The 26,016-nt window shown below is 70.7% G+C and carries 18 protein-coding genes; 12 read left to right on the top strand and 6 right to left on the bottom strand.

Annotated elements, in window-relative coordinates; all coding sequences use genetic code 11:
- The first annotated feature begins 45 nt into the window (after positions 1–45).
- Positions 46–2,310: an SF1B family DNA helicase RecD2 gene (gene recD2, locus OG202_RS18000; RefSeq protein WP_328223120.1), complete on the top strand. Its 2,265-nt coding sequence runs from the start codon at positions 46–48 to the stop codon at positions 2,308–2,310.
- 297 nt (positions 2,311–2,607) lie between these two features.
- Positions 2,608–3,897: a citrate synthase gene (locus OG202_RS17995; protein ID WP_326582698.1), complete on the top strand. Its 1,290-nt coding sequence runs from the start codon at positions 2,608–2,610 to the stop codon at positions 3,895–3,897.
- Positions 3,898–4,673: 776 nt separating this feature from the next.
- Here OG202_RS17995 and OG202_RS17990 read toward each other — a convergent pair.
- The 3 genes from OG202_RS17990 to OG202_RS17980 all read right to left on the bottom strand — a co-directional run bounded on the left by OG202_RS17990 (position 4,674) and on the right by OG202_RS17980 (position 8,141).
- Complete coding sequence (locus tag OG202_RS17990) at positions 4,674–6,980, bottom strand: heavy metal translocating P-type ATPase (RefSeq protein WP_328223119.1); 2,307 nt, start codon at positions 6,978–6,980, stop codon at positions 4,674–4,676.
- A gap of 35 nt (positions 6,981–7,015) precedes the next feature.
- On the bottom strand, positions 7,016–7,255 hold the full coding sequence (locus OG202_RS17985; RefSeq protein WP_326582700.1) for a heavy-metal-associated domain-containing protein: 240 nt from the start codon (positions 7,253–7,255) through the stop codon (positions 7,016–7,018).
- A gap of 202 nt (positions 7,256–7,457) precedes the next feature.
- Entirely contained in the window at positions 7,458–8,141 is a 684-nt protein-coding gene (locus OG202_RS17980) for a TetR/AcrR family transcriptional regulator (protein ID WP_328223118.1), read from the bottom strand.
- A gap of 173 nt (positions 8,142–8,314) precedes the next feature.
- On the opposite strand from OG202_RS17980, the gene OG202_RS17975 reads away from it, so the two are divergent.
- Together OG202_RS17975 and OG202_RS17970 are read left to right on the top strand one after the other, a co-directional pair.
- Entirely contained in the window at positions 8,315–10,600 is a 2,286-nt protein-coding gene (locus OG202_RS17975; protein WP_328223117.1) for an MMPL family transporter, read from the top strand.
- 54 nt (positions 10,601–10,654) lie between these two features.
- Complete coding sequence (locus tag OG202_RS17970) at positions 10,655–11,698, top strand: zinc-dependent alcohol dehydrogenase family protein (protein ID WP_328223116.1); 1,044 nt, start codon at positions 10,655–10,657, stop codon at positions 11,696–11,698.
- Here the strand turns inward: OG202_RS17970 and OG202_RS17965 are convergent.
- From OG202_RS17965 to OG202_RS17955, 3 genes are all read right to left on the bottom strand, one after another.
- Positions 11,679–12,296 (bottom strand): GNAT family N-acetyltransferase, encoded by a 618-nt coding sequence (locus OG202_RS17965; protein ID WP_328223115.1) that lies wholly within the window; start codon positions 12,294–12,296, stop codon positions 11,679–11,681. The two genes, OG202_RS17970 and OG202_RS17965, sit on opposite strands and share 20 nt — an antisense overlap.
- A gap of 74 nt (positions 12,297–12,370) precedes the next feature.
- Positions 12,371–12,571 (bottom strand): helix-turn-helix transcriptional regulator, encoded by a 201-nt coding sequence (locus OG202_RS17960; RefSeq protein ID WP_326582705.1) that lies wholly within the window; start codon positions 12,569–12,571, stop codon positions 12,371–12,373.
- A gap of 334 nt (positions 12,572–12,905) precedes the next feature.
- On the bottom strand, positions 12,906–13,823 hold the full coding sequence (locus OG202_RS17955) for a sugar phosphate isomerase/epimerase family protein (protein ID WP_327729647.1): 918 nt from the start codon (positions 13,821–13,823) through the stop codon (positions 12,906–12,908).
- A 124-nt stretch (positions 13,824–13,947) separates the two neighbouring features.
- Between OG202_RS17955 and iolC the strand changes: the two genes are divergently transcribed.
- From iolC to OG202_RS17915, 8 genes are all read left to right on the top strand, one after another.
- The gene (gene iolC, locus OG202_RS17950) at positions 13,948–14,898 is read left to right on the top strand and encodes a 5-dehydro-2-deoxygluconokinase (RefSeq protein ID WP_327729648.1); all 951 of its coding nucleotides are present in this window, start codon (positions 13,948–13,950) and stop codon (positions 14,896–14,898) included.
- A complete protein-coding gene (locus OG202_RS17945; protein WP_326582708.1) occupies positions 14,895–15,779 on the top strand; it encodes a Cgl0159 family (beta/alpha)8-fold protein in 885 nt (294 codons plus the stop codon). The genes iolC and OG202_RS17945 overlap by 4 nt, the downstream gene beginning before the upstream one ends.
- 7 nt (positions 15,780–15,786) lie before the next feature.
- Positions 15,787–16,635 carry a 5-deoxy-glucuronate isomerase gene (iolB, locus tag OG202_RS17940; protein WP_328223114.1) on the top strand — a complete coding sequence of 283 codons (849 nt, stop codon included), beginning with the start codon at positions 15,787–15,789 and terminating at the stop codon, positions 16,633–16,635.
- Positions 16,632–18,515, top strand: a complete 1,884-nt coding sequence (gene iolD, locus OG202_RS17935; RefSeq protein ID WP_327729650.1) for a 3D-(3,5/4)-trihydroxycyclohexane-1,2-dione acylhydrolase (decyclizing) — start codon at positions 16,632–16,634, stop codon at positions 18,513–18,515. Before iolB ends, iolD begins: the two co-directional genes overlap by 4 nt.
- Positions 18,516–18,531: 16 nt before the next feature.
- Positions 18,532–20,034, top strand: coding sequence for a CoA-acylating methylmalonate-semialdehyde dehydrogenase (gene mmsA / locus OG202_RS17930; RefSeq protein WP_326582711.1), 1,503 nt, complete (start codon positions 18,532–18,534; stop codon positions 20,032–20,034).
- Between the two features lie 532 nt (positions 20,035–20,566).
- Positions 20,567–23,224, top strand: a complete 2,658-nt coding sequence (locus OG202_RS17925) for an alpha/beta fold hydrolase (RefSeq protein WP_327729651.1) — start codon at positions 20,567–20,569, stop codon at positions 23,222–23,224.
- Positions 23,221–24,117, top strand: a complete 897-nt coding sequence (locus OG202_RS17920) for an ABC transporter permease (protein ID WP_327729652.1) — start codon at positions 23,221–23,223, stop codon at positions 24,115–24,117. The genes OG202_RS17925 and OG202_RS17920 overlap by 4 nt, the downstream gene beginning before the upstream one ends.
- 199 nt (positions 24,118–24,316) lie before the next feature.
- Entirely contained in the window at positions 24,317–25,900 is a 1,584-nt protein-coding gene (locus OG202_RS17915; protein WP_328223113.1) for a vWA domain-containing protein, read from the top strand.
- The last annotated feature ends 116 nt before the right edge of the window (positions 25,901–26,016 follow it).

The following is a 26,016-nucleotide window of genomic DNA, read 5'->3' as shown; positions in this document are numbered from 1 at the left end:
GGTCGGTGGATCCGCGCTGTCGGACCTCACCGGTACCGTCGGATCATGGCTCAACAGGCGGGGAACCCCCCGGGCGAACAGCGGCTCGCCGTACTCGAAGGCGTACTCGAACGCATCACGTACGCCAACGAGGACAACGGCTACACGGTCGCGCGCGTGGACACCGGCCGAGGCGGTGGCGACCTCCTCACCGTCGTCGGTGCCCTGCTGGGCGCCCAGGTCGGCGAGTCCCTGCGCCTGGAGGGCCGTTGGGGCTCGCACCCGCAGTACGGGAAGCAGTTCACCGTCGAGAACTACACGACCGTCCTCCCGGCCACCGTCCAGGGCATCCGCCGCTACCTCGGCTCCGGTCTGGTCAAGGGCATCGGCCCGATCTTCGCCGACCGCATCACCCAGCACTTCGGCCTGGACACCCTCCAGATCATCGAGGAGGAGCCGGGGCGCCTCATCGAGGTCCCCGGCCTCGGCCCCAAGCGCACCAAGAAGATCGCCGACGCCTGGGAGGAGCAGAAGGCGATCAAGGAGGTCATGCTCTTCCTCCAGACGGTGGAGGTGTCGACGTCCATCGCGGTGCGCATCTACAAGAAGTACGGCGACGCGTCGATCGGGGTCGTGAAGAACCAGCCGTACCGCCTCGCCTCCGACGTCTGGGGCATCGGCTTCCTCACCGCCGACAAGATCGCCCAGTCCGTCGGCATCCCCCACGACAGCCCGGAGCGCGTCAAGGCGGGCCTGCAGTACGCCCTTTCACAGGCCACCGACCAGGGCAACTGCTACCTGCCGGAGGAGCGGCTGATCGCCGACGCGGTCAAGCTCCTCCAGGTCGACACGGGCCTGGTCATCGAGTGCCTGGCCGAACTCGCCCTGCCGGACGAGGACTCCGGTGAACCCGGCGTCGTACGGGAGAAGGTCCCCGGCCAGAACGGCGAGCACGACGACCCGGTCACCGCGATCTACCTGGTCCCCTTCCACCGCGCCGAACTCTCCCTCTCCGCACAGCTGTTGCGCCTCCTGCGTACGGCCGAGGACCGCATGCCCGGCTTCCACGACGTGGCCTGGGACAAGGCACTGGCCTGGCTGAGGGGGCGTACGGGCACGGAGCTGGCCCCCGAGCAGGAGGCGGCCGTGCGCCTCGCGCTGACGAAGAAGGTGGCCGTCCTCACCGGCGGTCCCGGCTGCGGCAAGTCCTTCACGGTCCGCTCGATCGTGGAGCTGGCCCGCGCCAAGAAGGCGAAGGTCGTGCTGGCCGCCCCCACCGGCCGTGCCGCCAAGCGCCTCGCCGAGCTGACCGGCGCCGACGCCTCCACCGTCCACCGCCTGCTGGAGCTGAAGCCCGGCGGCGACGCGGCCTACGACAAGGACCGTCCCCTGGACGCCGACCTGGTGGTCGTCGACGAGGCCTCCATGCTGGACCTCCTGCTGGCCAACAAGCTGGTGAAGGCGGTGCCTCCGGGGGCGCACATCCTCTTCGTCGGGGACGTCGACCAGCTCCCCAGCGTCGGCGCGGGCGAGGTCCTGCGGGACCTGCTGGCCGACGGCAGCCCGATTCCGGCGGTCCGGCTCACCAAGGTCTTCCGCCAGGCCCAGCAGTCCGGCGTGGTGACCAACGCGCACCGGATCAACTCCGGGCACCACCCGGTCACCGACGGCATGAAGGACTTCTTCCTCTTCGTCGAGGACGACACGGAGGAGGCCGGGCGGCTCACGGTGGATGTGGCGGCCCGTCGTATTCCGGCCAAGTTCGGGCTCGACCCGCGCCGGGACGTCCAGGTGCTGGCGCCCATGCACCGGGGCCCGGCCGGCGCGGGCAACCTCAACGGACTGCTCCAGCAGGCGATCACCCCCGCCCGCCCCGACCTGCCCGAGAAGCGGTTCGGCGGCCGGGTCTTCCGCGTCGGCGACAAGGTCACCCAGATTCGCAACAACTACGAGAAGGGGGAGAACGGCGTCTTCAACGGCACCGTCGGCGTCGTCACCGCACTCGACCCGGTCGACCAGCGGCTGACGGTCCTGACGGACGAGGACGAGGAGGTGGCGTACGAGTTCGACGAACTGGACGAGCTGGCGCACGCCTACGCGGTGACGATCCACCGGTCCCAGGGCAGCGAGTACCCGGCCGTGGTCATCCCGGTCACCACCGGAGCCTGGATGATGCTTCAGCGCAACCTTTTGTATACGGCGGTGACCAGGGCGAAGAAGCTGGTCGTCCTCGTCGGCTCCCGCAAGGCGATAGGCCAGGCGGTCCGTACGGTCTCCGCGGGCCGACGGTGCACGGCCCTCGACTACCGGCTCGCCCCGCGGCCGCTGTGAGGAGCGGGACGAGGACTGCGGTGAGACCGTGGTGAGGGCTGGGGTGAGGACCGCTTGCGTACCTCTCGTGAAGGCCTGTCGCCCCGTGAGTGAAATTTGATCGATCAAACGAGTCGTAAAGGTCACACAGCCCTTCCAGATGGCGGACGGAGGGGGCAGGATGAGCAAGTTGGCGGCACTCAGTGCCGCCGATGGGCCCGATGGTCGACCCCGAGTGCACTCTCCTGAGCCAATTGGGGGATGGTAGAGACAGTCAGGGCACCTCAAGGATGAGGCACTACGTCGGTGAGGGATGACGTGAGCGACAACTCTGTAGTACTGCGGTACGGCGACGGCGAGTACACCTACCCGGTGATCGACAGCACCGTCGGCGACAAGGGCTTCGACATCGGGAAGCTCCGGGCCCAGACCGGTCTGGTCACCCTGGACAGCGGTTACGGCAACACCGCTGCCTATAAATCCGCCGTCACCTATCTCGACGGCGAGCAGGGCATCCTTCGGTACCGCGGCTACCCGATCGAGCAGCTGGCCGAGCGCTCCACCTTCCTTGAGGTGGCGTACCTGCTCATCAACGGCGAGCTTCCGACCGTCGACGAGCTCGCCACCTTCCAGGGCGAGATCACGCAGCACACCCTGCTGCACGAGGACGTGAAGAACTTCTACCGGGGCTTCCCCCGGGACGCCCACCCGATGGCGATGCTGTCCTCCGTGGTCAGCGCCCTGTCGACGTTCTACCAGGACAGCCACAACCCGTTCGACGAGCGGCAGCGGAACCTCTCCACGATCCGCCTGCTCGCCAAGCTGCCCACCATCGCGGCGTACGCGTACAAGAAGTCGATCGGTCACCCGTTCGTCTACCCGCGCAACGACCTCGGTTACGTCGAGAACTTCCTGCGCATGACCTTCTCGGTCCCGGCCCAGGAGTACGACCTCGACCCGGTCGTCGTCTCCGCGCTCGACAAGCTGCTGATCCTGCACGCGGACCACGAGCAGAACTGTTCGACCTCCACGGTCCGCCTGGTCGGCTCGTCGCAGGCGAACATGTTCGCCTCGATCTCCGCCGGCATCTCCGCGCTCTGGGGCCCGCTGCACGGCGGCGCCAACCAGTCCGTCCTGGAGATGCTGGAGGGCATCAAGCAGAACGGCGGCGACGTCGACTCCTTCATCCGCAAGGTGAAGAACAAGGAGGACGGCGTCCGCCTGATGGGCTTCGGCCACCGGGTGTACAAGTCCTTCGACCCGCGCGCCAAGATCATCAAGGCTGCCGCGCACGACGTCCTCTCGGCCCTCGGCAAGTCCGACGAGCTGCTGGACATCGCGCTGAAGCTGGAGGAGCACGCGCTCTCCGACGACTACTTCGTCTCGCGCAACCTCTACCCGAACGTGGACTTCTACACGGGTCTGATCTACCGCGCCATGGGCTTCCCGACCGAGATGTTCACGGTCCTCTTCGCCCTCGGCCGCCTCCCGGGCTGGATCGCCCAGTGGCACGAGATGATCAAGGAGCCGGGCTCCCGCATCGGCCGCCCGCGCCAGATCTACACGGGCGTCGTCGAGCGCGACTTCGTCCCGGTCGAGGCTCGCTGAGCCGAGTACGCGTAGCAAAAGGGGCCCGTCCGGAGAGCCGTCCGTACGGGCCCACTGCTGTGCCCCTTGCTTTGCCCCACTGAGGTCAGCTGCTTGGCCCTCGCAGAAGCTGGGGCCCACTGCTGGCCCCGCTGCAGAAGAGGGCGCCCTACGGCGAGTGAGCCGAAGGGGCGCGCCTGTGTCGGGACGGCGAACGCGCGCAGTGCCCGACGAAGGAGGGCCGAGCACGATCGCCGTCCCGACACAGGCTTTGGCGCCCCGGAGGCGAACCGAGCCCCAAAAAAATGGGAGAAGGCGCCCTGCAACGCTGGTCCCCCCACGGGCCGGCGAGCAGGGCGCCTTCCCATGTCCCGGTGCGGATTCCCCCCACGGGATCCGGCCGGGCGTCTGGTGGGCCAGCGCCTGAATCGCTGAGCTGAACGAGCAGAGCTCGTCCTACCTATGTGCGGTCTGCCGGGACGCGTACGTACGGGAGGGCCGCTCAAAGCTCCCCGGTGCACGTGCCCCGGCAACGCAGTTCCGGGAACGTCCCCCAAGACATCCCCAGATGTCAGTCACGCCCCCCAAGACGCTTCTGACATCGCCAACTTAGACTCACGAACCCCTTCGGTGGTTACGTTCACACCACTGTGATCCGCGTCTCTTGCCCTATGTCCTGAAGATGCGCAAGAGACACGATTCGGTGATCGAGGCCCCAGCGTAAGGATGATGCGCGAGCCTTGTGAAGAGCTTATGTGAGCCTGCTTCCGGACTCTAGAGGGACTTTTGCCCGGCGGTCACGAAAATGTCCTGAGTCGCAAGCTGTTCGTTACCACGAAAACGGACGAAAAGGCCATAGCCGCCCCCGCGACCATCGGGTTGAGCAGTCCGGCGGCGGCCAGCGGCAGTGCCGCCAGGTTGTATCCGAAGGCCCAGGCCAGATTGCCCTTGATCGTGGACAGGGTCCGCCGTGACAGCCGGATGGCGTCGGCGGCCACCCGCAGGTCCCCACGCACCAGCGTCAGGTCACCCGCCTCGATCGCCGCGTCCGTCCCCGTGCCCAGGGCGAGCCCCAGGTCGGCCGTGGCCAGCGCGGCCGCGTCGTTGACCCCGTCGCCGACCATCGCGACCGTACGGCCCTCGCCCTGGAGCCGGCGGACGACGTCGACCTTGTCCTGCGGCAACACCTCGGCGATCACGTGCTCGGGGGAGATCCCGACCGCCGCGGCCACGGACCGGGCCCCCCGCTCGTTGTCGCCGGTCAGCAGCATCGGTGTGAGCCCGAGTGCCCGCAGCCGCCGTACGGCCTCGGCGCTGGTCTCCTTGACCGCGTCGGCGACCGTGACGACACCGAGTGCCACACCGTCGCGGACGACCACGACCGCCGTGCGGCCCTCGTCCTCGGCGGCTTCCTTGGCGGCCTTCAGAGGCCCGGGGAGCGGCCCGTCGAGGACCCGGCCCACCTGGACCTCGTAGCCCTCCACGAGGCCGCGTACGCCCCTTCCGGGGAGGTTCTCGAAACGCTCGACGGGCGGCAGCGCGCCGACGCGGTCCTCGGCGCCCGCGGCGATCGCCCGGCCCACCGGATGTTCGGAGGCGTGTTCGACGGCGCCCGCGAGTCGCAGGACTTCCTCCTCGGTGACCTGGGTGACCTGGGTGACCTGGGTGGCATCGGTGACGTCTCCGAGGGGGGCCTCGGCGACGTGGACCGTCTGGAGGGTCATCCGGCCGGTGGTGACCGTGCCGGTCTTGTCCAGGACGACCGTGTCGACGCGGCGCGTGGACTCCAGGACCTCGGGGCCCTTGATGAGGATGCCGAGCTGGGCGCCACGGCCGGTGCCGACCATCAGGGCGGTCGGGGTGGCGAGGCCGAGTGCGCACGGGCAGGCGATGATCAGCACCGCCACGGCCGCCGTGAAGGCGGCGGTGGTGTCCTCCGTGAGGCCGAGCCAGACGCCGAACGTGGCGACCGCGACCAGGATGACGACGGGGACGAACACCGCCGAGATCCGGTCGGCGAGCCGCTGCGCCTCCGCCTTGCCGTTCTGCGCGTCCTCCACCAGCCGTGCCATCCGGGCCAGCTGCGTGTCCGCGCCGATCCGGGTCGCCTCGACGACCAGGCGGCCCCCGGCGTTCACGGTCGCGCCCGTGACGGCGTCCCCGACGGTCACGTCCACCGGCACGGACTCGCCGGTCAGCATGGACGCGTCGACGGCGGAGGACCCCTCGACGACGGTCCCGTCGGAGGCGAACTTCTCCCCGGGCCGTACGACGAAACGGTCCCCGACGGCGAGCCGCCCCACCGGGACCCGCACCTCCCGCCCGTGGCGGAGCACCGAGACGTCCTTGGCGCCCAGCTTCAGCAACGCCTTGAGGGCGGCGCCCGCGCGACGCTTGGAGCGGGCCTCCAGATAGCGGCCGAGCAGGATGAACGCGACGACCCCGGCGGCCACCTCGAGATAGATCGTCGACGCGCCGGCCGTCCGGGAGACGGTGAACTCGAAGCCGTGCCGCATGCCCGGCATGCCCGCGTGCCCCCGGAAGAGGGCCCACAGGGACCAGCCGAAGGCGGCGAGCGTGCCGACCGAGACCAGCGTGTCCATCGTGGCCGCGCCGTGCCGGAGGTTGGTGAACGCGGCCCGGTGGAAGGGCAGCCCGCCCCACACGACGACCGGCGCGGCGAGCGTCAGCGAGAGCCACTGCCAGTTGTCGAACTGCAGGGCGGGGACCATGGACATGAGGATCACGGGTGCCGCGAGCAGCGCCGAGACGGTGAGCCGCTGCCGCAGGGCGGCGAGCTCGGGGTCGGCCTCGTCCTCCGCCGCCGGTTCCGTCGCGGCCTCCGGGGGAGCCGGGGGTGGTGGCTCCTCGGCCGTGTAGCCCGTCTTCACCACGGTGGCGATCAGCTCGGCGACCTCCAGCCCCGCGGGGTAGGTGACCTTCGCCTTCTCCGTCGCGTAGTTCACCGAGGCGGTGACCCCGTCCAGGCGGTTGAGCTTCTTCTCGACGCGGGCCGCGCAGGAGGCGCAGGTCATCCCGCCGATGGTCAGCTCGACCTCATGGACGGGCTCGCTCATGGGGCCTGCCGCGATGGTGCTCGTCATGTCCGTGCCCGTGACGTCCGTATCCGTGCCGGACCTCAGGCCCTGCCGACCAGCTCGAAGCCCGCCTCGTCGACGGCGGCGCGCACGGCCTCCTCGTCGAGCGGGGCGGCGGAGACCACGGTGACCTCGCCGGTGGAGGCGACGGCCTTCACGGAGGAGACACCGGCGATCTCGGTGATCTCGCCCGAAACGGCGCCTTCGCAGTGCCCGCAGCTCATGCCGCTCACCTTGTAGACGGCGGTGACGGAACCCTGGGTGTCGGTCTCGGTGGTCATGTCGTTGCTCCTCATCGGGGCGTGGGGGTTCGGGTAACCCTTCAGGACGTCCACCTTATACCCCCTAGGGGTATGAATCCAAGAGGGGTCCGGGCGGGGTGGTGGGGTGCCGGGGGCGTCAGGGGTGCGGCGGATCCCTGTGGAGGGGCGTGGTGGATTCCCTGTGGGCCGGGCCGGACCGGACTGGGCCGGGCCGGCCCAGTCAGGGGGCCGGGGTCGGGGAGGTGTACGAGGGGCCGGCGGCGAGACGGTCGCCCACCAGCGGTTCCAGATAGCGGAGCAGGACGTTCTTCAGCTCCTGGACGTACGCGTCGCGGTCGTCTCCCTCGCGGCCGAGCACCAGCTCCAGTCCGGCCTTGTACATGGCCACGCAGACGTGAGCGGTGCGCGTGATGTCGACGGCTGATGCGTCGAGGAGGGGTGCGAGCAGCGCCTCGACCCGTGTGACCAGGGTCGCGTGCAGCGCGTCGTGCTGTTCGGTGATCTGGCCGGGGACGTCGGGGCCGTGCATCAGTGTGAAGAACACCGGGTGCCGGCAGTTGAAGTCGATGAAACGGTCGACGGCGGCCGCGACCGCCTCCTCCAGCGGGGTGGCCGGGTCGACCGGGGCGAGCGCCTCACCGTAGGCCTCCCGCATCTCCCGCATGAGCCGCTCGCCCAGCTCGATCGCGATCGCTTCCTTGTTCGGGAAGAACTGGTAGAGCGTGCCCGGTGAGACCCCCGCCTCGCGGGCGATGGCGTTGGTGCTGGCGGCGGTGTACCCGGTCGAGGAGAACACGGAGGCCGCGGCCTCGAGGAGTTGGGCGATACGGCGCTCGCCGCGGGCCTGGCGGCGACGCGGCTGCTCTCTCTCCTGGGCCTGTTCCTTCTCCTGGTGGGTGGGCACGCGGTTATCCCCAGCTTTCCGGACGTGATTGACAAACACGAGTGGGCGCTCGCATTCTGGTGAAACGCGAGCGACCTCTCGTGTTTGCCAGTGTATGGCTCGGCGCTCCGTGCTGCCCGGCTGCGTACAGCACGGATCAGAGTGACCGATCAGAGTGAAGGGGACACCGCACCATGACCGAAGTCAACCGGCCACCCCGAGTGGGAGGCTGGACCCGGTTCGTGACCGCCCGCCCCCGGCTCTCCCTGCTCGTCGCCCTGGTGCTCACCGCCCTCGCGGTCGTGGCGGGCAGCGATGTCGCCGACCGTCTCGGCAGCGGCGGCTGGGAGGACCCGGCCGCCCAGTCCACCTACGCGACGAAGGCCCTGGAGCGCGAGTTCCCCGGCTCCCAGCCGAACCTGCTGCTGCTGGTCGACGCGGGCAAGGCCTCGGTCGACGATCCGGCCGTCGCCGCGGAGGCGACGAAGCTGACCGAGCGGCTCACCGCCGAGAAGGGCGTCACGGGTGTCGGCTCCTACTGGCAGACCGGCGCCCCGACCCTGCGCGCGGAGGACGGCCACGAGGCACTGATAGCGGCCCGCCTCACCGGCGACGAAACGGCCGTGAACAAGACCCTGGACCGCATCGCGCCCGAGCTCCGCGGCACGCACGGCCCGGTCGAGGTCAGGGTCGGCGGCATCCTCGCCGTGCGCCACGAGATGCAGACGATCATCCAGGAGGACCTGCTGCGGGCCGAGATGATCGCCCTGCCGGTGACCCTCGTCCTGCTCGTCATGGTCTTCGGCAGCGCGGTCGCCGCCCTGCTGCCGCTGGGCGTGGGCATCGTCGCGATCCTCGGCACCAACGCGATCCTGCGTGGCCTCACCGAGGTCACCGACGTCTCGGTGTTCGCCCTGAACCTCACCACGGCCATGGGCCTGGGCCTCGCGATCGACTACGCCCTGTTCATCGTGCGCCGCTTCCGCGAGGAACTGGCCACGGGCGCCGACTCCCTGACGGCCGTCGCCACCACCCTCCGCACAGCCGGCCGCACGGTCCTCTTCTCCGCCCTCACGGTCGCCGTCTCCCTGGCCGCCATGATGGTCTTCCCGCAGTACTTTCTGAAGTCCTTCGCCTACGCGGGCATCGCGGTGGTCCTCCTGGCCGCGGCGGCGGCCCTGGTCCTCCTTCCCGCGGCCCTGGTCCTCCTGGGCGACCGTGTCAACGCCCTGGACCTGCGCAAGCTGTTCAGGCGCCGCAAGGCCACCGGGCCCCGGCCCGACTCCCCGGCCGTGGAGGAAGGCGCGGCCTGGGGCCGCACGGCAGCCCTCGTCATGCGCCGCGCCCCCTACTTCGCCATCGCCACGACAGCGGGCCTGGTCCTCCTCGGCCTCCCCTTCCTGGGCGTGAAGTTCGGCACGGCCGACGACCGCCAGCTCCCCTCGACCGCCGAGTCGCACGTCGTCCAACAGCACCTGCGCGAAGGCTTCCCGGGCACCCCCGGCGGCGGTCTGGAGGTGCTGGCGGAAGGAAGGGCGACGAAGACCGAGTACGCCGCCTACAAGGAGCGGATCGCCGACCTGCCGGACGTGCTCCGGGTGGAGGGCCCCCTGGTGAAGGGCGACTGGGCCTACTTCACCGTGCAGCCGAAGGGAGAGGCGGTCGACGAGGGCGCGCAACGCCTGGTGGACGACATCCGGGCGACGGACGCGCCCTTCGAGACCTCGGTGACGGGCACGGCGGCGGTCCTGGTCGACACGAAGGCGGCGATCGGGGACGGCCTCCCCTGGGCCCTCGCCTTCATAGCGATAGTCACCCTCATCCTGGTCTTCCTCCTCACCGGCAGCGTGCTGATCCCCCTCCAGGCGGTCCTCCTGAACGCCCTCAGCCTGACCGCGATGTTCGGCGCGCTGGTCTGGGTCTTCCAGGACGGCCACCTCTCCGGACTCCTCGCCTTCACCAGCCCGGGTTCCATAGAGACCACCCTCCCGGTCCTGATGTTCTGCGTGGCCTTCGGCCTCTCCATGGACTACGGCGTCTTCCTGCTCTCCCGCATCAAGGAGGAGTACGACCACACCGGCGACCACACGGCCTCCATCCGCTTCGGCCTCCAACGCACCGGCGGCCTCATCACCGCAGCCGCCGTCATCCTCGCCGTCGTCATGATCGCCATAGGCACCTCCCGAGTCACCAACACCAAGATGCTCGGCCTCGGCATAGCCCTGGCCGTCCTCATGGACGCCATGGTCGTCCGCAGCCTCCTGGTGCCGGCCGTCATGCGCCTGACGGGCCGCGCCACCTGGTGGGCACCGGCACCCCTGAGGAGGTTGCACGAGCGCTTCGGGCTGAGTGAGGGGGAGTCGACGCCGACGGCGAAGACCGCGGAGGCGACAAACACCGCTGACACCGCTGACGACACGGGAGCCACGGGAGCCATGGACAAGGAGAGCGACGGAGACAAGGTCGAGATCTCTGGCTAGCGTTCACTCCGGACGGGACTTCCGACCGGTCGGTGAGAGCGAGGGCGAAGACACATGCGCGCGGTGGTGTTCGAGCGATTCGGGGAGCCGGCCTCGGTGAAGGACGTCGCGGCTCCCACCCCCACCCCCCATGGAGTCGTCGTCCGGGTCGAAGCAACCGGTCTGTGCCGCAGCGACTGGCACGGCTGGCAGGGCCACGACCCGGACATCACCCTCCCGCACGTCCCCGGCCACGAACTCGCCGGAGTCGTCGAGGAGACCGGCGCGGCGGTGACCGGCTGGCACCCGGGCGACCGCGTCACCGTCCCGTTCGTGTGCGCCTGTGGCGGCTGCGCCTCCTGCGCGGCCGGCGACCAGCAGGTGTGCGAGCGCCAGACCCAGCCGGGCTTCACCCACTGGGGCTCGTTCGCCCAGTACGTCGCCCTGGACCACGCCGACGTGAACCTGGTGGCGCTGCCGGACGAACTGTCGTACGGCACGGCGGCCTCACTCGGCTGCCGCTTCGCCACGGCGTTCCGCGCGGTCGTCGCGCAGGGCCGTGTCGCGGCGGGGGAGTGGGTCGCGGTCCACGGCTGCGGCGGCGTCGGTCTCTCCGCCGTGATGATCGCGGCGGCCTCCGGCGCGCGGGTGATCGCCGTCGACGTCTCCCCGCAGGCCCTGGACCTGGCCCGCACGTTCGGCGCGGCGGAATGCGTGGACGCGTCGGCCGGGGCGGACACGGCCGCGGCGATACGCGACCTCACCGGCGGCGGCGCCCACCTCTCCCTCGACGCCCTCGGCTCCCCGGTCACCTGCGCGGCCTCCGTCAACAGCCTCCGCCGCCGGGGCCGCCACATCCAGGTGGGCCTGCTCCCGTCCGAGACGGGCACCACCCCCGTCCCCATGGCCCGCGCGATCGCCCTCGAACTCGAACTCCTGGGCAGCCACGGCATGGCCGCCCACGCCTACCCCGGGATGCTGGAGCTGGTCCGGGCGGGCGGCCTGCGACCGGACCTCCTGGTGACGTCGACGATCCCCCTGGACGCGGCCCCCGCCGCGCTCGCGGCGATGGGCACGGCACCCGGCAGCGGAGTGACGGTCATCGAGCCGTGGAGCTGACCCGCCCACCCTGCTCGTCCCGGCCGCCCCGCCCGCTGTCGGGCCTCCCGCGATGGGCGGCCCACTCCGGCGCGAGCACCGACATCCGTACGGCGTCGATCCACTCGCCGCCCTGCCACAGGGTCTGCCGCTCGACTCCCTCGGCCACGAACCCGACCTTCTCGTAGGCGCGCCGGGCCCGGGGGTTGTGGGTGAAGACGTACAACGACACGCGATGCAGTCCGAGCCGCTCGAAGGCATGGCCGACCGTCAGCCGCACGGCCTCCGTGCCCAGCCCCCGGTTCTGCCCGCCGGGCCCGATCAGGATCCGGAAGCAGCAGCTGCGGTTGGCCTCGTCCCACTCGTTCAGGACTGTCTCACCCACCAGCTCACCGCTCGCCCGGTCCACGATGCCGAGGTCGAGGCGATCGGCCCGGTCGTTGCGGCTGCCGTACCAGGAACGCAGCCGCTCCAGCCCGAACTCCTCGGTCGGACTGCCGGTGAGCCGTACGACCTCCGGGTCGGCCAGGATCCGCGCCATCACGGACGCGTCGGCCTCGGTGAACGGCCGCAGCACGGCCCTCTCGCCGGTGAGTACGGGTTTGTCCGAAAAACTCATCCCCGGATCCTGGACGGCGGAAGGATCCGGGGACAAACGAATAAACGCATGAGCGTGGCGCGGAGCGGAGCGGATCAGTCGACCTTGCGCCCCCGGTTGCCCGGTCTGGAGGCGACCCAGGCGCGGACGGTGTCGGCGTACCAGTAGGGCTTGCCGCCCTCCACGTGGTCGGGCTGCGGCAGCAGCCCGTGTTTGCGGTACGAGCGGACGGTGTCGGGCTGCACACGGATGTGCGCCGCGATGTCCTTGTACGACCAGAGGGGTCGGTCGGTCATGGGTGGCACCTCCCCGCGCGCACCACGGCGGCGGCCGGGAAGACCGTCGGGGGAGCCGGGCACTGCGCTGGCGATCACAAACCTGTGTCCGGTCAACGACGCTCGGTGACCATCGGGAAGCCCTGTGGGTCACGTGTGACGAAAGACCCGCATACACGTGACATACGTGACAGGAAGGTGACTTTTGTGACAGAGGTGATGAAATCAAGCACCGCTCAAGTGCCGCGCCCCTGAGGGGCGCGGGGAACTGTGCGACCAGCCACGAATCACCCGCGGTCTGCCGACGACCCGCAGTTCCCCGGCGCTTCTCAGCGCCCGGCTCTCAGCGGAGCGCTCACGCCCCGCAAGACCTCAAGAACGCCCGAGTGCGCTGGGCGATCGGCAGCGGAGTGTCCGGCGCGCAGGGATACATGTCCTGCTCGACGATCGCGAACAAATCGATGTCGAGCTTCGCGGCAGCGGCCAGCACCGGCCCCAGCTCGGGCACACCCTTCGGCGGCTCGCACATCACGCCCTTGGCCACGGCCGGCCCGAACGGGATCTCGTTGGCGCGGACGTCGGCCAGGATCTCGGGGTCGACCTGCTTGAGGTGCAGATACCCGATGCGCTCGCCGTACGTCTCGATCAGCTTGACGCTGTCGCCGCCGCAGTAGGCGTAGTGCCCGGTGTCGAGGCACAGCGACACCACCGAGGAGTCGGTGCCGTCCAGGAAGCGGACGACGTTCTCCTCGCTGTCGATGTGGGTGTCGGCGTGCGGGTGGACGACGATCTGGAGGCCGTACTTCTCCCGCACCTCCCGCCCGAGGCGCTCGGTCAGCTGGGTGAGGTGCCGCCACTGTTCGACGGTCAGCTCGCTGGGCTCCAGCACCTTGCCCGTCTTGTCGTCCCGCCAGAAGGACGGGATGACGACGAGGTGCTTGGCGCCCATGGCCTGCGCCAGGACCGCGTTGTCGGCCACGTGCGCCCAGGTCTTCTCCCAGACGTCCGGACCGTGGTGCAGCCCGGTGAAGACCGTGCCGGCCGACACTTTCAGGCCGCGTTTCGCCGTCTCCTCGGCGAGGATCGCCGGGTCGGTCGGCAGATAGCCGTACGGGCCCAGCTCGATCCACTCGTAGCCGGAAGCGGCGACCTCGTCGAGGAAGCGCTGCCAGGGGACCTGCTGGGGGTCGTCGGGGAACCAGACGCCCCAGGAGTCGGGCGCCGAGCCGACTCGGATGCGCGAGAGTGAGGACTGAGGTGACAACGACGTCATGGGAGTCAGCTTCAGTCCCGAAGCGGAAGGTGTCAATAGGTAGTCCGAATGTCTGGACAAAGTATTGACAGGGTCGCTCCGACGGGACTAGACCTTGACCGAACCGGCGCGTGAAGGGAACTCGATGGCGTACGACCTCATCACCATGGGGCGGATCGGTGTGGACCTCTACCCGTTGCAGACGGGGGTCCCGCTGCCGCAGGTGACGTCCTTCGGGAAGTTCCTCGGCGGATCGGCGACGAACGTCGCGGTGGCCGCGTCCCGCCTCGGCCGCTCCACGGCCGTCATCACCCGCACGGGCGAGGACCCCTTCGGCGAGTACCTCCACCAGGCGCTGCGCGACTTCGGCGTGGACGACCGCTGGGTCACCCCGGTCCCGGGCCTGCCGACCCCCGTCACCTTCTGCGAGGTCTTCCCGCCGGACGACTTCCCGCTGTACTTCTACCGCCGCCCCAAGGCCCCGGACCTGGAGATCGACGCCCACGAGCTGGACCTCGACGCCATCGCCGGGGCCAGGATCTTCTGGGTGACCGGCACGGGCCTGAGCGAGGAGCCCAGCCGTACGGCGACGCTCGCGGCCCTCGCCCACCGGGCCAAGGCCGGTACGACGGTCTTCGACCTCGACTGGCGCCCCATGTTCTGGTCCGACCCGGCCGAGGCCCGCCCGTTCTACGAGGAGGCCCTGCGGCACACGACCGTCGCCGTCGGCAACCTGGACGAGGTCGAGGTCGCCACGGGGATCCGCGAGCCGCACGCGGCCGCCGCCGCGCTGGTGGAGGCGGGGGTCGAGCTGGCGGTGGTGAAGCAGGGGCCGAAGGGGGTGCTGGCGGTGCACCGTGACGGTACGACGGCCGAGGTGCCGCCCCTGCCGGTGAACGTCCTCAACGGGCTCGGTGCGGGAGACGCCTTCGGGGGGTCCCTGTGCCACGGCCTGCTCGAAGGCTGGGCGCTGGAAAAGATCATGCGGCACGCCAACGCGGCCGGCGCCATCGTCGCCTCCCGCCTGGAGTGCTCGTCCGCCATGCCCACGGCGGACGAGATCGAGACAGCGGTCGCGGCGGGAGCGGTCCGGTGAACGTCGACGTCTCCGCCCTCGTCCGCACCCGGGTCCACCACCCGGAGGCCATCGCCGAGGCCGCCGCCCGCCGCACCCGGCGCCCCCTGATCGGCGACTCCGGCCGGCTGATGATCGTCGCCGCCGACCACCCGGCGCGTGGCGCCCTCTCCGTCGGCGACCGCAAGCTCGCCATGGCGAACCGCGCCGACCTCCTCGAACGACTGTGCCTGGCACTGTCCCGCCCCGGTGTGGACGGTGTCCTCGCGACCGCCGACATCCTCGACGACCTGCTCCTCCTCGGCGCCCTCGACGGCAAGGTCGTCATGGGCTCGATGAACCGGGGCGGTCTCGCGGGCGCCAGCTTCGAACTGGACGACCGCTTCACCGGCCACCGCCCCGAGGACATGCGGCGCCTCGGCTTCGACGCCGGCAAGCTCCTGCTGCGCGTCGACTACGACGACCCGGGCTCCCTCACCACCCTGGAGTCCACCGCCCGTGCCGTGGACGCCATGGCCGAGCGCCGGCTCCCCGTGTTCGTCGAGCCGTTCATCAGCCGCCGCGACCCCGCCACCGGCAAGGTCAGGAACGACCTGAGCGCCGACGCGGTCACCAGGTCGATCGCCATAGCGGCCGGGCTCGGCGGCAGTTCGGCGTACACCTGGCTGAAGGTCCCCGTCACCGAGAACCCCGACGACATGGCCCGCGTGATGGAGACCTCGACGCTGCCCGCCGTACTGCTCGGCGGCGATGTCGGCGAGGACCAGGAGGGCGCGTACGAGAAGTGGCGGGGCGCGCTGCAACTCCCCACCGTGCAGGGCCTGGTGGTCGGCCGCTCGCTGCTCTACCCGGCGGACGACGACGTGACCGCCGCCGTGGACACCGCCGTAGGACTGTTGTGAGGGCCGCATGACACACAAGACCGAGCTGTACGTACCCAAGGGCGCCACAGCGAACGCGCGGTACGCCGTCGACATCGACCCGAAGCGGGCCGGCTGGACCCACAGCAGTCTGCGGATCGTGGAGCTGGAGCCGGGCGGCACGCACACGTTCACGACCGGGGACAGCGAGTGGATCGTGCTGTCCCTCAACGGCGGTTGTACGGTGCGGGTATCGGGCGAATCCGGTGAATCGGGCGCCGCAGCGGACGCAGAGTTTCAGATCCTGGGCAGGGAGAGCGTGTTCGCCGGAGTCTCCGACTTCGTGTACGCGCCCCGTGACGCCCGGGTACAGATCGCCTCCGGCGCGGGAGGCCGCTTCGCTTTGGCAGGAGCGAAGTGCGAGCGACTACTCCCCGCCCGCTACGGCCCCGCGCCGGAGGTCCCCGTGGAAGACCGGGGCAGTGGCAACTGCGCCCGCCAGGTGCGCAACTTCGCCTCCGCCGACGCCTTCGAGTGCGACAAGCTGATCACCGTCGAGGTCATCACCCCCGGCGGCAACTGGTCCTCGTACCCGCCGCACAAGCACGACGAGAACCGGCCCGGGGAGGAGACCGAACTCGAGGAGATCTACTACTTCGAGATCGACGGTCCCCACGGCTTCGGCTACCAACGCGTCTCCCCCTCCCGCGAGGGCGGCTCCGAGGTGCTCGCCGAGGTCCGTTCCGGTGACGCGGTGCTCGTTCCCGACGGCTGGCACGGCCCGTCCATCGCGCAGCCCGGCCACAACATGTACTACCTGAACGTGATGGCCGGCCCGGGCTCCGAGCGGCAGTGGCGGATCTGCTTCCACCCCGATCACACGGAGGGGTACCGATGAGCACGACCCGGCTTACGGTCGCCCAGGCCTTGGTCCGCTTCCTCGCCGCCCAGTACACCGAACGCGACGGCGAGCGGCAGCGGCTGATCGGCGCCACCTGGGGCATCTTCGGCCACGGCAACGTCGCCGGCCTCGGCCAGGCGCTGATCGAGTACGCCGACGACATGCCGTACCTCCAGGGCCGCAACGAGCAGTCGATGGTCCACGCGGCCGTCGGCTACGCCCGGCAGTCGGGCCGCCTCTCCACGCACGCCGTGACGACGTCGATCGGCCCCGGCGCCACCAACCTCGTCACCGGCGCCGCCCTCGCCACCATCAACCACCTCCCGGTGCTGCTCCTTCCCGGCGACATCTTCGCCACGCGGGCGGCCGACCCGGTCCTCCAGCAGCTCGAAGTGCCGTACGCGGGCGACATCAGCGTCAACGACTGCCTGCGCCCGGTGTCGAAGTACTTCGACCGGATCACCCGCCCCGAGGCCCTGATCCCGGCCGCGCTCCAGGCGATGCGCGTGCTCACCGACCCCGTCGAGACGGGCGCGGTCACCCTCGCCCTCCCGCAGGACGTGCAGGCGGAGGCGTACGACTGGCCGGAGGAGTTCTTCGCCGAGCGGATCTGGACCGTACGCCGTCCCGCGGCCGACGGCTCCGAACTGTCCGCCGCCGTACGGGCGATCCGCGAAGCCGGGCGCCCCCTGATCGTCGCCGGCGGCGGTGTCCACCACGCCCGCGCCGAGGAGGCGCTCGCCGAACTCGCCGACGCCACCGGCATTCCCGTGGCGTCCACGCAGGCCGGCAAGGGCTCGCTGCGCCACGACCACCGGCAGGACGTGGGCGGCATCGGCCACACCGGCACCGCGACCGCGAACGAACTCGCCCGCACCGCCGACCTGGTGATCGGTGTCGGCACCCGGTACACGGACTTCACCACCGCCTCCGGCACCCTCTTCGCCGCCGACGGTGTCCGCTTCCTCAATCTCAACATCGCGCCCTACGACGGCCACAAGCTCTCCGGGCTGCCGCTGATCGCCGACGCGCGCGTCGGGCTGGAGGAGCTGACCCAGGCGCTCGAACTGCACGGACACCGGGTCGCCGACGCGTACGTCGCCGAGTACACGGAGGACAAGCAGCGCTGGGAGCACCGCGTCGACGCCTGCTACGAGGCCGACGAACCGGACACCCGGCCCACCCAGGCCCAGGTCCTCGGCCTTCTCGACGAGATCGTCGACGAGTCCGACATCCTCATCAACGCGGCCGGCTCCCTCCCCGGTGACCTGCACAAACTGTGGCGCACGCGGTCCCGGGACCAGTACCACCTGGAGTACGGCTACTCCTGCATGGGATACGAGATCCCGGCCGCGATCGGCGTCCGGATGGCCGCTCCCGGGCGCCCGGTGTGGGCGCTGGTCGGCGACGGCACGTATCTGATGATGCCGACCGAGATCGTCACGGCCGTGCAGGAGAACGTCCCGATCAAGGTGCTGCTCGTGCAGAACCACGGGTACGCCTCCATCGGCGGTCTCTCGGAGTCGGTCGGCGGCGAGCGGTTCGGCACCGCCTACCGGCACCGCAACCCCGACGACGGCACGTTCACGGGCGCCCCGCTGCCCGTGGACCTCGCCGCCAACGCGGCCAGTCTCGGCATGCGCGTGCTGCGCGCCAAGACCATCCGTGACCTGCGCGCCGCCCTCGCCGAGGCGCGGGCGGCCGACACTCCCACATGTGTCTACGTCGAGACCCAAACGGCAGACACAGTGTCGGGCCCGCCCCCCGCGCAGGCCTGGTGGGATGTACCTGTGGCCGAGACCGCGACCCGCGCGTCGGCGGTCAAGGCACGCGAGGAGTACGACCGGCACGTCTCAACCCGACGCCGCCATCTGTGAGAAGGAGTTTCTCGGCATGACGAAGATCGTCAACCACTGGATCGGCGGCAAGACCGTCGAAGGCGCGTCGGGTACGTTCGGGCCGGTCACGGACCCGGCGACCGGCGCGGTCACCACCAAGGTCGCCTTCGCGACCGTCGACGAGGTCGACGCGGCGGTACGCACCGCCAAGGAGGCCTTCGCCACCTGGGGCCAGTCCTCGCTGGCCAAGCGCACGGAGATCCTGTTCCGCTTCCGGGCGCTGCTGGACGCCAACCGCGACGCGATCGCGGAGCTGATCACCGCCGAGCACGGCAAGGTGCACTCGGACGCGCTCGGCGAGGTCGCGCGCGGCCTGGAGATCGTCGACCTGGCCTGCGGCATCAACGTCCAGCTGAAGGGCGAGCTGTCGACGCAGGTCGCCAGCCGCGTGGACGTCGCCTCGATCCGCCAGCCGCTCGGTGTCGTCGCCGGCATCACGCCGTTCAACTTCCCGGCGATGGTCCCGATGTGGATGTTCCCGATGGCCATCGCGACGGGCAACACGTTCGTGCTGAAGCCGTCCGAGAAGGACCCGTCGGCCTCCATCAAGATCGCCGAACTCCTCTCCGAGGCCGGCCTCCCCGACGGCGTCTTCAACGTCGTCCACGGCGACAAGGTGGCCGTCGACCGCCTCCTGGAGCACCCGGACGTCAAGGCGATCTCCTTCGTCGGCTCGACCCCGATCGCCCGCTACATCCACACCACGGCCTCCGCGAACCACAAGCGCGTCCAGGCCCTCGGCGGCGCCAAGAACCACATGCTGGTCCTCCCGGACGCGGACCTGGACGCGGCGGCGGACGCGGCGGTCTCGGCGGCGTACGGCTCGGCCGGCGAGCGCTGCATGGCGATCTCGGCCGTGGTGGCGGTGGGCGCGATCGGCGACGAGCTGGTGGAGAAGATCCGCGAGCGCGCCGAGAAGATCAAGATCGGCCCCGGTAACGACCCGACCTCCGAGATGGGCCCGCTGATCACGGCCGTACACCGCGACAAGGTGGCCTCGTATGTCACCGGCGCGGCGGCGGAAGGCGCCGAAGTCGTCCTGGACGGCACCGGCTTCACGGTCGAGGGCTACGAGGACGGCCACTGGATCGGCATCTCGCTGCTGGACAAGGTGCCCACGTCCGCGAAGGCGTACCAGGACGAGATCTTCGGCCCGGTGCTGACCGTGCTGCGTGTCGACACCTACGACGAGGGCATCGCCCTCATCAACGCCTCCCCGTTCGGCAACGGCACCGCGATCTTCACCCGCGACGGCGGCGCCGCCCGGCGCTTCCAGATGGAGGTCGAGGCCGGCATGGTCGGCGTCAACGTCCCGATCCCGGTCCCCGTCGGCTACCACAGCTTCGGCGGCTGGAAGGACTCCCTCTTCGGCGACCACCACATCTACGGCAACGACGGCACCCACTTCTACACCCGGGGCAAGGTCGTCACCACCCGCTGGCCCGACCCGGCCGACGGCCCCTCCGCCGTCGACCTGGGCTTCCCACGCAACCACTGAGTCCCGACCTCACTCTCCCCGCGCCCCGCAAAGGGCGCGGGGAGAGCTGTTCCGTGGGCGGGGGAGCCGCCATTTCGGAGGGCGGGTGGGGAGCCCGCCTCTTCGGAGGGCGGGGGAGCCGCCTTTACGGAGGGTGCGGGGGAGCCGCCTCTTCGGAGGGCGCGGGCAGCTGCTTTCAGGGGCGCGGGGAACTGCGCGAGCAACCACGACGAACCCGCACCCGCCCACAAATCCGCCCCCCGAGCTATTGGGGCGCCCACAGGGCACCCCAGGGGGCCGAAGGGGCACAGCCCCTGGATGGGAGCACTTCCCGTTCGAGCGAAGCCGAGAGTGGGGGAGGGACGGGTAGGGGCGGCGGGGGCGAGAAAGGACCCGGACCGCCCCCACTTATCAGGTTGCTGTCGAGTCCGTCACCCACCCCCGTATACCGCGACCGCTGTATGCCGAATTCCTCCCGTACGACCGTGGGATGCCCCACTCTTCCCCCCTGAGGGTGCCGTGAGGCACCGGCAGGGCCCCGTACCGTTGACGCATGGATCTTCGACTGACCGGACCGCGACTGCGCGGGGCGCTGCGGCGGAGGCCGCGGCGGACCATCGCCGCCGCGGCCGCCGTCGTCGTGCTCGCCGGCGCGGGCACCTGGACGGCCACCGCCTCGGACGAAGCGGCGCCGGTGACCCGCACCGACCAGGTCATGGACACGGCCGAGGGCGTACGCATCGACACCTCGTACTTCACCTCCCCAGGAGACGGCCGCCGTCCGGCCGTCATGCTCGGGCACGGCTTCGGCGGCAGCAAGAACGACGTCCGGCGGCAGGCCGAGGACCTCGCCCGCGACGGCTACGCGGTGCTGACCTGGTCGGCGCGCGGCTTCGGCGAGTCCACCGGCAAGATCGGGCTCAACGACCCGAAGGGCGAGGTCGCCGACGTCACCCAACTCATCGACTGGCTCGCGAAGCGGCCCGAGGTCGAGCTCGACAAGAAGGGCGACCCGCGTCTGGGCGTCGCCGGCGCCTCGTACGGCGGGGCGATCTCGCTGCTGGCCGCCGGGTACGACGACCGGGTCGACGCGATCGCGCCCGCGATCACGTACTGGAACCTGTCGGACGCCCTCTTCCCGAACGGTGTCTTCAAGAAGCTGTGGGCCGGCCTGTTCGTCAACACGGGCGGCGGCTGCGAGAAGTTCGAGACGCGGCTCTGCGAGATGTACCAGCGGGTCGCCGAGTCGGGGCAGCCCGACGCGGAGGCCGTGAAGCTCCTGGACGAGCGCAGCCCCGAGGCCGTCGGCGACCGCATCAAGGTGCCCACGCTGCTGATGCAGGGCCAGACCGACTCGCTCTTCCCGCTCGGCCAGGCCGACGCCGCCGCCAAGGCGATCAAGGCGAACGGCGCGCCGGTGGAGGTCGACTGGATCTCCGGCGGCCACGACGGCGGCGACATGGAGACCTCCCGTGTCCAGTCCCGGGTGAACGGCTGGTTCGACCGCTATCTGAAGGACGACAAGAGCGCGGACACCGGCTCGGCGTTCCGCGTCACCCGCACCCTCGGCACCGGCTCCGGCGACGGCGAGCCCCGCCTGAGCGGTACGACCGACGACACCTACCCGGGCCTGGAGGGCGACCCCACCTCGATCGCCCTCGCGGGACGCGAGCAGAGCTTCGAGAACCCGGCCGGCGCCAACCCGCCCGCCGTGTCGGCCCTGCCCGGCCTCGGCGCCGGCGGCGGTCTCGCCCAGCTGTCCTCGCTCGGCCTCAGCATCTCCCTCGACTTCCCCGGCCAGTTCGCCGCGTTCCAGTCGAAGCCCGTCACGGACGACCTCCAGATCACCGGCTCGCCCACGGCCACGGTCCACGTGAAGTCGACCAGCGAGGACGCCGTCCTCTTCGCCAAGGTGTACGACGTGGGCCCGGACGGCCGTTCCCAGGTCCTGCCCTCCCAGCTGGTCGAGCCCCTCCGGGTCGAGGGCGCCAGGTCGGGCAAGGACGTGAAGCTCACCCTCCCGGCCATCGACCACGAACTCGACGACGGCCACCGCCTGCGCCTGGTCCTCGCCTCCACCGACCTCGGCTACGCCTCCCCGGCGACCCCGGCGACGTACACCGTCTCCCTCAAGGGCGACCTGGAGGTGCCCACGCCGCTCGGCCGGGCCGACCGCACGGACGTGCTGCCCGCCTGGGTCTGGTACCTGCCGATCGCCGGCGCCGTGATCGCGGCCGTCCTCCTCGTCACCGGACGCCGCCGGATCGTCACCCCGGCCCCCGACCCGGCGCTCGCCGAGGTCCCGCTCCAGATCACCGACCTGAGCAAGAAGTACAAGAACGGCGACCGCTACAGCGTCCGCGACCTCTCCCTCCGCGTCGAGAAGGGCCAGGTTCTCGGCCTGCTCGGGCCGAACGGCGCGGGCAAGACGACGACCCTGCGCATGCTGATGGGCCTGATCCAGCCGGACGGCGGCCAGATCCGCGTCTTCGGCCACGCGATCGTGCCGGGCGCCCCGGTGCTCTCCCGGGTCGGCGCCTTCGTCGAGGGCGCGGGCTTCCTCCCGCACCTGTCCGGCCGCGAGAACCTGGAGCTGTACTGGGCGGCCACCGGCCGCCCGGCCGAGGACGCCCACATGGACGAGGCGCTGGAGATCGCCGGCCTCGGCGACGCCCTGGCCCGCGCGGTCCGCACCTACTCCCAGGGCATGCGCCAGCGCCTGGCCATCGCCCAGGCCATGCTCGGCCTGCCCGACCTGCTGATACTCGACGAGCCGACGAACGGACTCGACCCGCCGCAGATCCGCGAGATGCGCGAGGTCATGATCCGGTACGCGGCGGCGGGCCGCACGGTCATCGTCTCCAGCCACCTGCTGGCGGAGGTCGAGCAGACCTGTACGCACCTGGTCGTCATGGACCACGGCAAGCTCGTCCAGGCGGGCCCCGTGAGCGAGATCGTCGGCTCGGGCGACACCCTGCTGGTCGGCACGTCCGAGCCCGTGGACGAGCCGGTCGTCGAGAAGATCACCGCGCTCCCGGGGGTCGACTCGGCCGTCCGCACCGACGACGGCCTGGTGGTCCGCCTCGACGCCGACGGCAGCGCCCAGCGCCTGGTCGCCGAACTCGTACGGCTGGAAGTACCCGTGTCGTCGGTCGGCCCGCACCGCCGCCTCGAAGACGCCTTCCTCACCCTGATCGGAGAGTCCGCATGAGCACGCTGGCCGAGCGTGCCGAGCACGCAGAACCCGGGCCCAAGCAACCCGTCGAGGTCGCCGACGGCTACCGCGCGGGCCGCACCCTGCCCCTGCGGGTCGAGCTGGTCCGGCAGCTGAAGCGCCGGCGCACGATGGTCATGGGCGGCATCCTGCTCGCCCTGCCGATCGTGCTGCTGATCGCCTTCCAGGTCGGCGGCACGCCCGGCGAGGGCAACACCCGGATGAACCTGATGGACACGGCCACCGCGTCCGGCGCGAACTTCGCCGCGGTGAACCTCTTCGCCGCCGCGGGCTTCCTGCTGGTCATCCCCGTGGCGCTGTTCTGCGGCGACACGGTCGCCTCGGAGGCCAGCTGGTCCTCCCTGCGCTACCTGCTCGCCGCGCCGGTGCCGCGCGCCCGGCTGCTGTGGTCCAAACTCGTCGTCGGCCTCACCCTCAGCCTGGCCGCGCTGGTGCTGCTGCCGGTCGTCGCGCTCGCCGTCGGCTCGGTGGCGTACGGCTGGGGCCCGCTGGAGCTGCCGACCGGCGGTGAGATCGCGCCGGGCGCCGCCGCCCAGGCCCTGGTGATCACCGTGGCGTACATCTTCGTGTCCCAACTGGTCACCGCCGCCCTGGCGTTCTGGCTCTCCACGAAGACCGACGCCCCGCTCGGCGCGGTCGGCGGCGCCGTCGGCCTCACCATCGTCGGCAGCGTCCTCGACGAGGTGACCGCCCTCGGCGACTGGCGCGACTTCCTGCCCACGCACTGGCAGTACGCCTGGCTGGACGTCGTCCGCCCGCAGCCCGAGTACACCGACATGATCCAGGGCGTCTCGATTTCCATAACGTACGCGCTGGTGCTGTTCGCCCTGGCCTTCCGGGGTTTCGGCCGCAAGGACGTCGTCTCCTAGGTCAACGGAGGATCACCCACCGGTCTCGACGGGCCCCCGCCGTGGCCGCTTCGAGACGCATCCGCAACACCCCGTGTCGCACATCCGGGCCCCCTTCGCCGTCACAGTCACAACAGTCGCCCGCACAAGGAGCGGCAGATGACGTGGCTAGGGGGCCCGGATGCACACGTATCGCAGGAGCAATCCGACGACGAGGCCGATGCCGACGCCGACGGCGAGGCCGATGCCGACGGCACGGCGACGGTTGGGCACCGCGCTCCTCGCCCTGGGTACGGCCGGCGCCCTGCTCCTCACCGGATGCAGCGCGAGCGGCGACGGCACCTCCTCGTCGCAGGACCGGGGGAAGGCCGACAGCCGTCCCGACGACGGTTTCCCGGCCCCCGCGCCGGAGGGCACCGGCACCGGCGAACAGCGCGGCGAGCAACCGGACGACGAGTCCCGCGACATCGCCCCGTCCCCCGATTACCTCTCCACCTTCGCCCTCGACGTCGACACCGCCTCCTACGGTTACACCCGCCGCACCCTGGGCGACGGCAGCCTCCCCGACCCCGCGACGGTCCGCCCGGAGGAGTTCGTCAACAGCTTCCGCCAGGACTACGAACGCCCCGACGGCGACGGTTTCTCGGTCACCGTCGACGGCGCGCGCACCAGCGACGAGAACTGGTCCCTCGTCCGCGTCGGCCTCGCCACCCGCGCCGCCGAGGGCGACAGCAAACGCCCGCCCGCCGCCCTGACCTTCGTCATCGACGTCTCCGGCTCCATGTCCGAACCGGGCCGCCTCGACCTTGCCCAGGACGCCCTGCGCACGATGACGAACCGGCTGCGCGACGACGACTCCGTCGCCATCGTCACCTTCAGCGACGAGGCCGAGACCGTCCTGCCGATGACCCGCCTCGACGACCACCGCGGCGAGATCCGTGACGCCGTCGACAGCCTGGAGCCCACCGACTCCACCAACCTCGCGGCGGGCGTCGAGACCGGCTACGAGACCGCCGTCGAAGGCCTGCGCAAGGGCGCGACCAACCGCGTCGTGCTCCTCTCCGACGCCCTCGCCAACACCGGCGCCACCGACGCCGAGACCATCCTCGAACGCATCTCCGGCGAACGCCGCGAGCACGGCATCACCCTCTTCGGTGTCGGTGTCGGCAGCGACTACGGCGACTCCCTCATGGAACAACTCGCCGACGAGGGCGACGGCCACACCACCTACGTCTCCACCGAGGAGGAGGCCGAGAAGGTCTTCTGCGAGGAACTCCCGCGCCACGTCGACCTCACCGCCCGCGACGCCAAGGCCCAGGTCTCCTTCGACCCGGCGACGGTCGAGGAGTTCCGCCTGATCGGCTACGACAACCGGCAGGTCGCCGACGAGGACTTCCGCGACGACCGCGTCGACGGCGGCGAGGTCGGCCCCGGCCACACCGTCACCGCCCTCTACGTCGTCCGCACCGAGGAGGGCGCCGAAGGCGGTCACCTCGCCACCGCCACCGTCCGCTGGCTCGACCCCGACACCCGCACCCCGCACGAGGAAGCGGCCGGCCTGGAGGCATCGGCCCTGCACCCCGACCTGTGGTCCGCCTCACCGTACGGCCTCCAGGTCGCCGCCGTGGCCGCCTACTTCGCCGACGCGCTCCGCCAGGAGGACAGCCGCTGGACGGACCTCCCGGCCCGCCCCACCCTGCGCCAACTCGGCTACCACGCAGATGACTTGGCGAGGGACCGCGAGGACAAGGACCTCTACGGCCTGGCCGAGGCGATCGAAACGGCGGACGGCATGCTGAACTAGCACGCCCGTCGACCGGCCCCCCGCCCCATCCCCGGGGTCGTCCGAAACCATTGAAAATTCCTTACGCACCGGTAAGTTGACTCGTCGGTAATGAAGCGGTCGTGGGCCTCGGGGAG

This window comes from Streptomyces sp. NBC_00310 (assembly GCF_036208085.1).
Taxonomy (GTDB): domain Bacteria; phylum Actinomycetota; class Actinomycetes; order Streptomycetales; family Streptomycetaceae; genus Streptomyces.
The sequence above is the reverse complement of the archived record's forward strand: the minus strand, read 5'-3'. Positions and strand labels throughout refer to the sequence as shown.

Coding starts and splice junctions, on each gene's coding strand:
- recD2 (WP_328223120.1), top strand. CDS start 46: ATGGCTCAACAGGCGGGGAACCCCCCGGGCGAACAGCGGCTCGCCGTA.
- OG202_RS17990 (WP_328223119.1), bottom strand. CDS start 6,980: ATGACGAGCACCATCGCGGCAGGCCCCATGAGCGAGCCCGTCCATGAG.
- OG202_RS17985 (WP_326582700.1), bottom strand. CDS start 7,255: ATGACCACCGAGACCGACACCCAGGGTTCCGTCACCGCCGTCTACAAG.
- OG202_RS17975 (WP_328223117.1), top strand. CDS start 8,315: ATGACCGAAGTCAACCGGCCACCCCGAGTGGGAGGCTGGACCCGGTTC.
- OG202_RS17970 (WP_328223116.1), top strand. CDS start 10,655: ATGCGCGCGGTGGTGTTCGAGCGATTCGGGGAGCCGGCCTCGGTGAAG.
- OG202_RS17965 (WP_328223115.1), bottom strand. CDS start 12,296: ATGAGTTTTTCGGACAAACCCGTACTCACCGGCGAGAGGGCCGTGCTG.
- OG202_RS17960 (WP_326582705.1), bottom strand. CDS start 12,571: ATGACCGACCGACCCCTCTGGTCGTACAAGGACATCGCGGCGCACATC.
- OG202_RS17955 (WP_327729647.1), bottom strand. CDS start 13,823: ATGACGTCGTTGTCACCTCAGTCCTCACTCTCGCGCATCCGAGTCGGC.
- iolC (WP_327729648.1), top strand. CDS start 13,948: ATGGCGTACGACCTCATCACCATGGGGCGGATCGGTGTGGACCTCTAC.
- iolB (WP_328223114.1), top strand. CDS start 15,787: ATGACACACAAGACCGAGCTGTACGTACCCAAGGGCGCCACAGCGAAC.
- iolD (WP_327729650.1), top strand. CDS start 16,632: ATGAGCACGACCCGGCTTACGGTCGCCCAGGCCTTGGTCCGCTTCCTC.
- mmsA (WP_326582711.1), top strand. CDS start 18,532: ATGACGAAGATCGTCAACCACTGGATCGGCGGCAAGACCGTCGAAGGC.
- OG202_RS17925 (WP_327729651.1), top strand. CDS start 20,567: ATGGATCTTCGACTGACCGGACCGCGACTGCGCGGGGCGCTGCGGCGG.
- OG202_RS17920 (WP_327729652.1), top strand. CDS start 23,221: ATGAGCACGCTGGCCGAGCGTGCCGAGCACGCAGAACCCGGGCCCAAG.
- OG202_RS17915 (WP_328223113.1), top strand. CDS start 24,317: ATGCCGACGCCGACGGCGAGGCCGATGCCGACGGCACGGCGACGGTTG.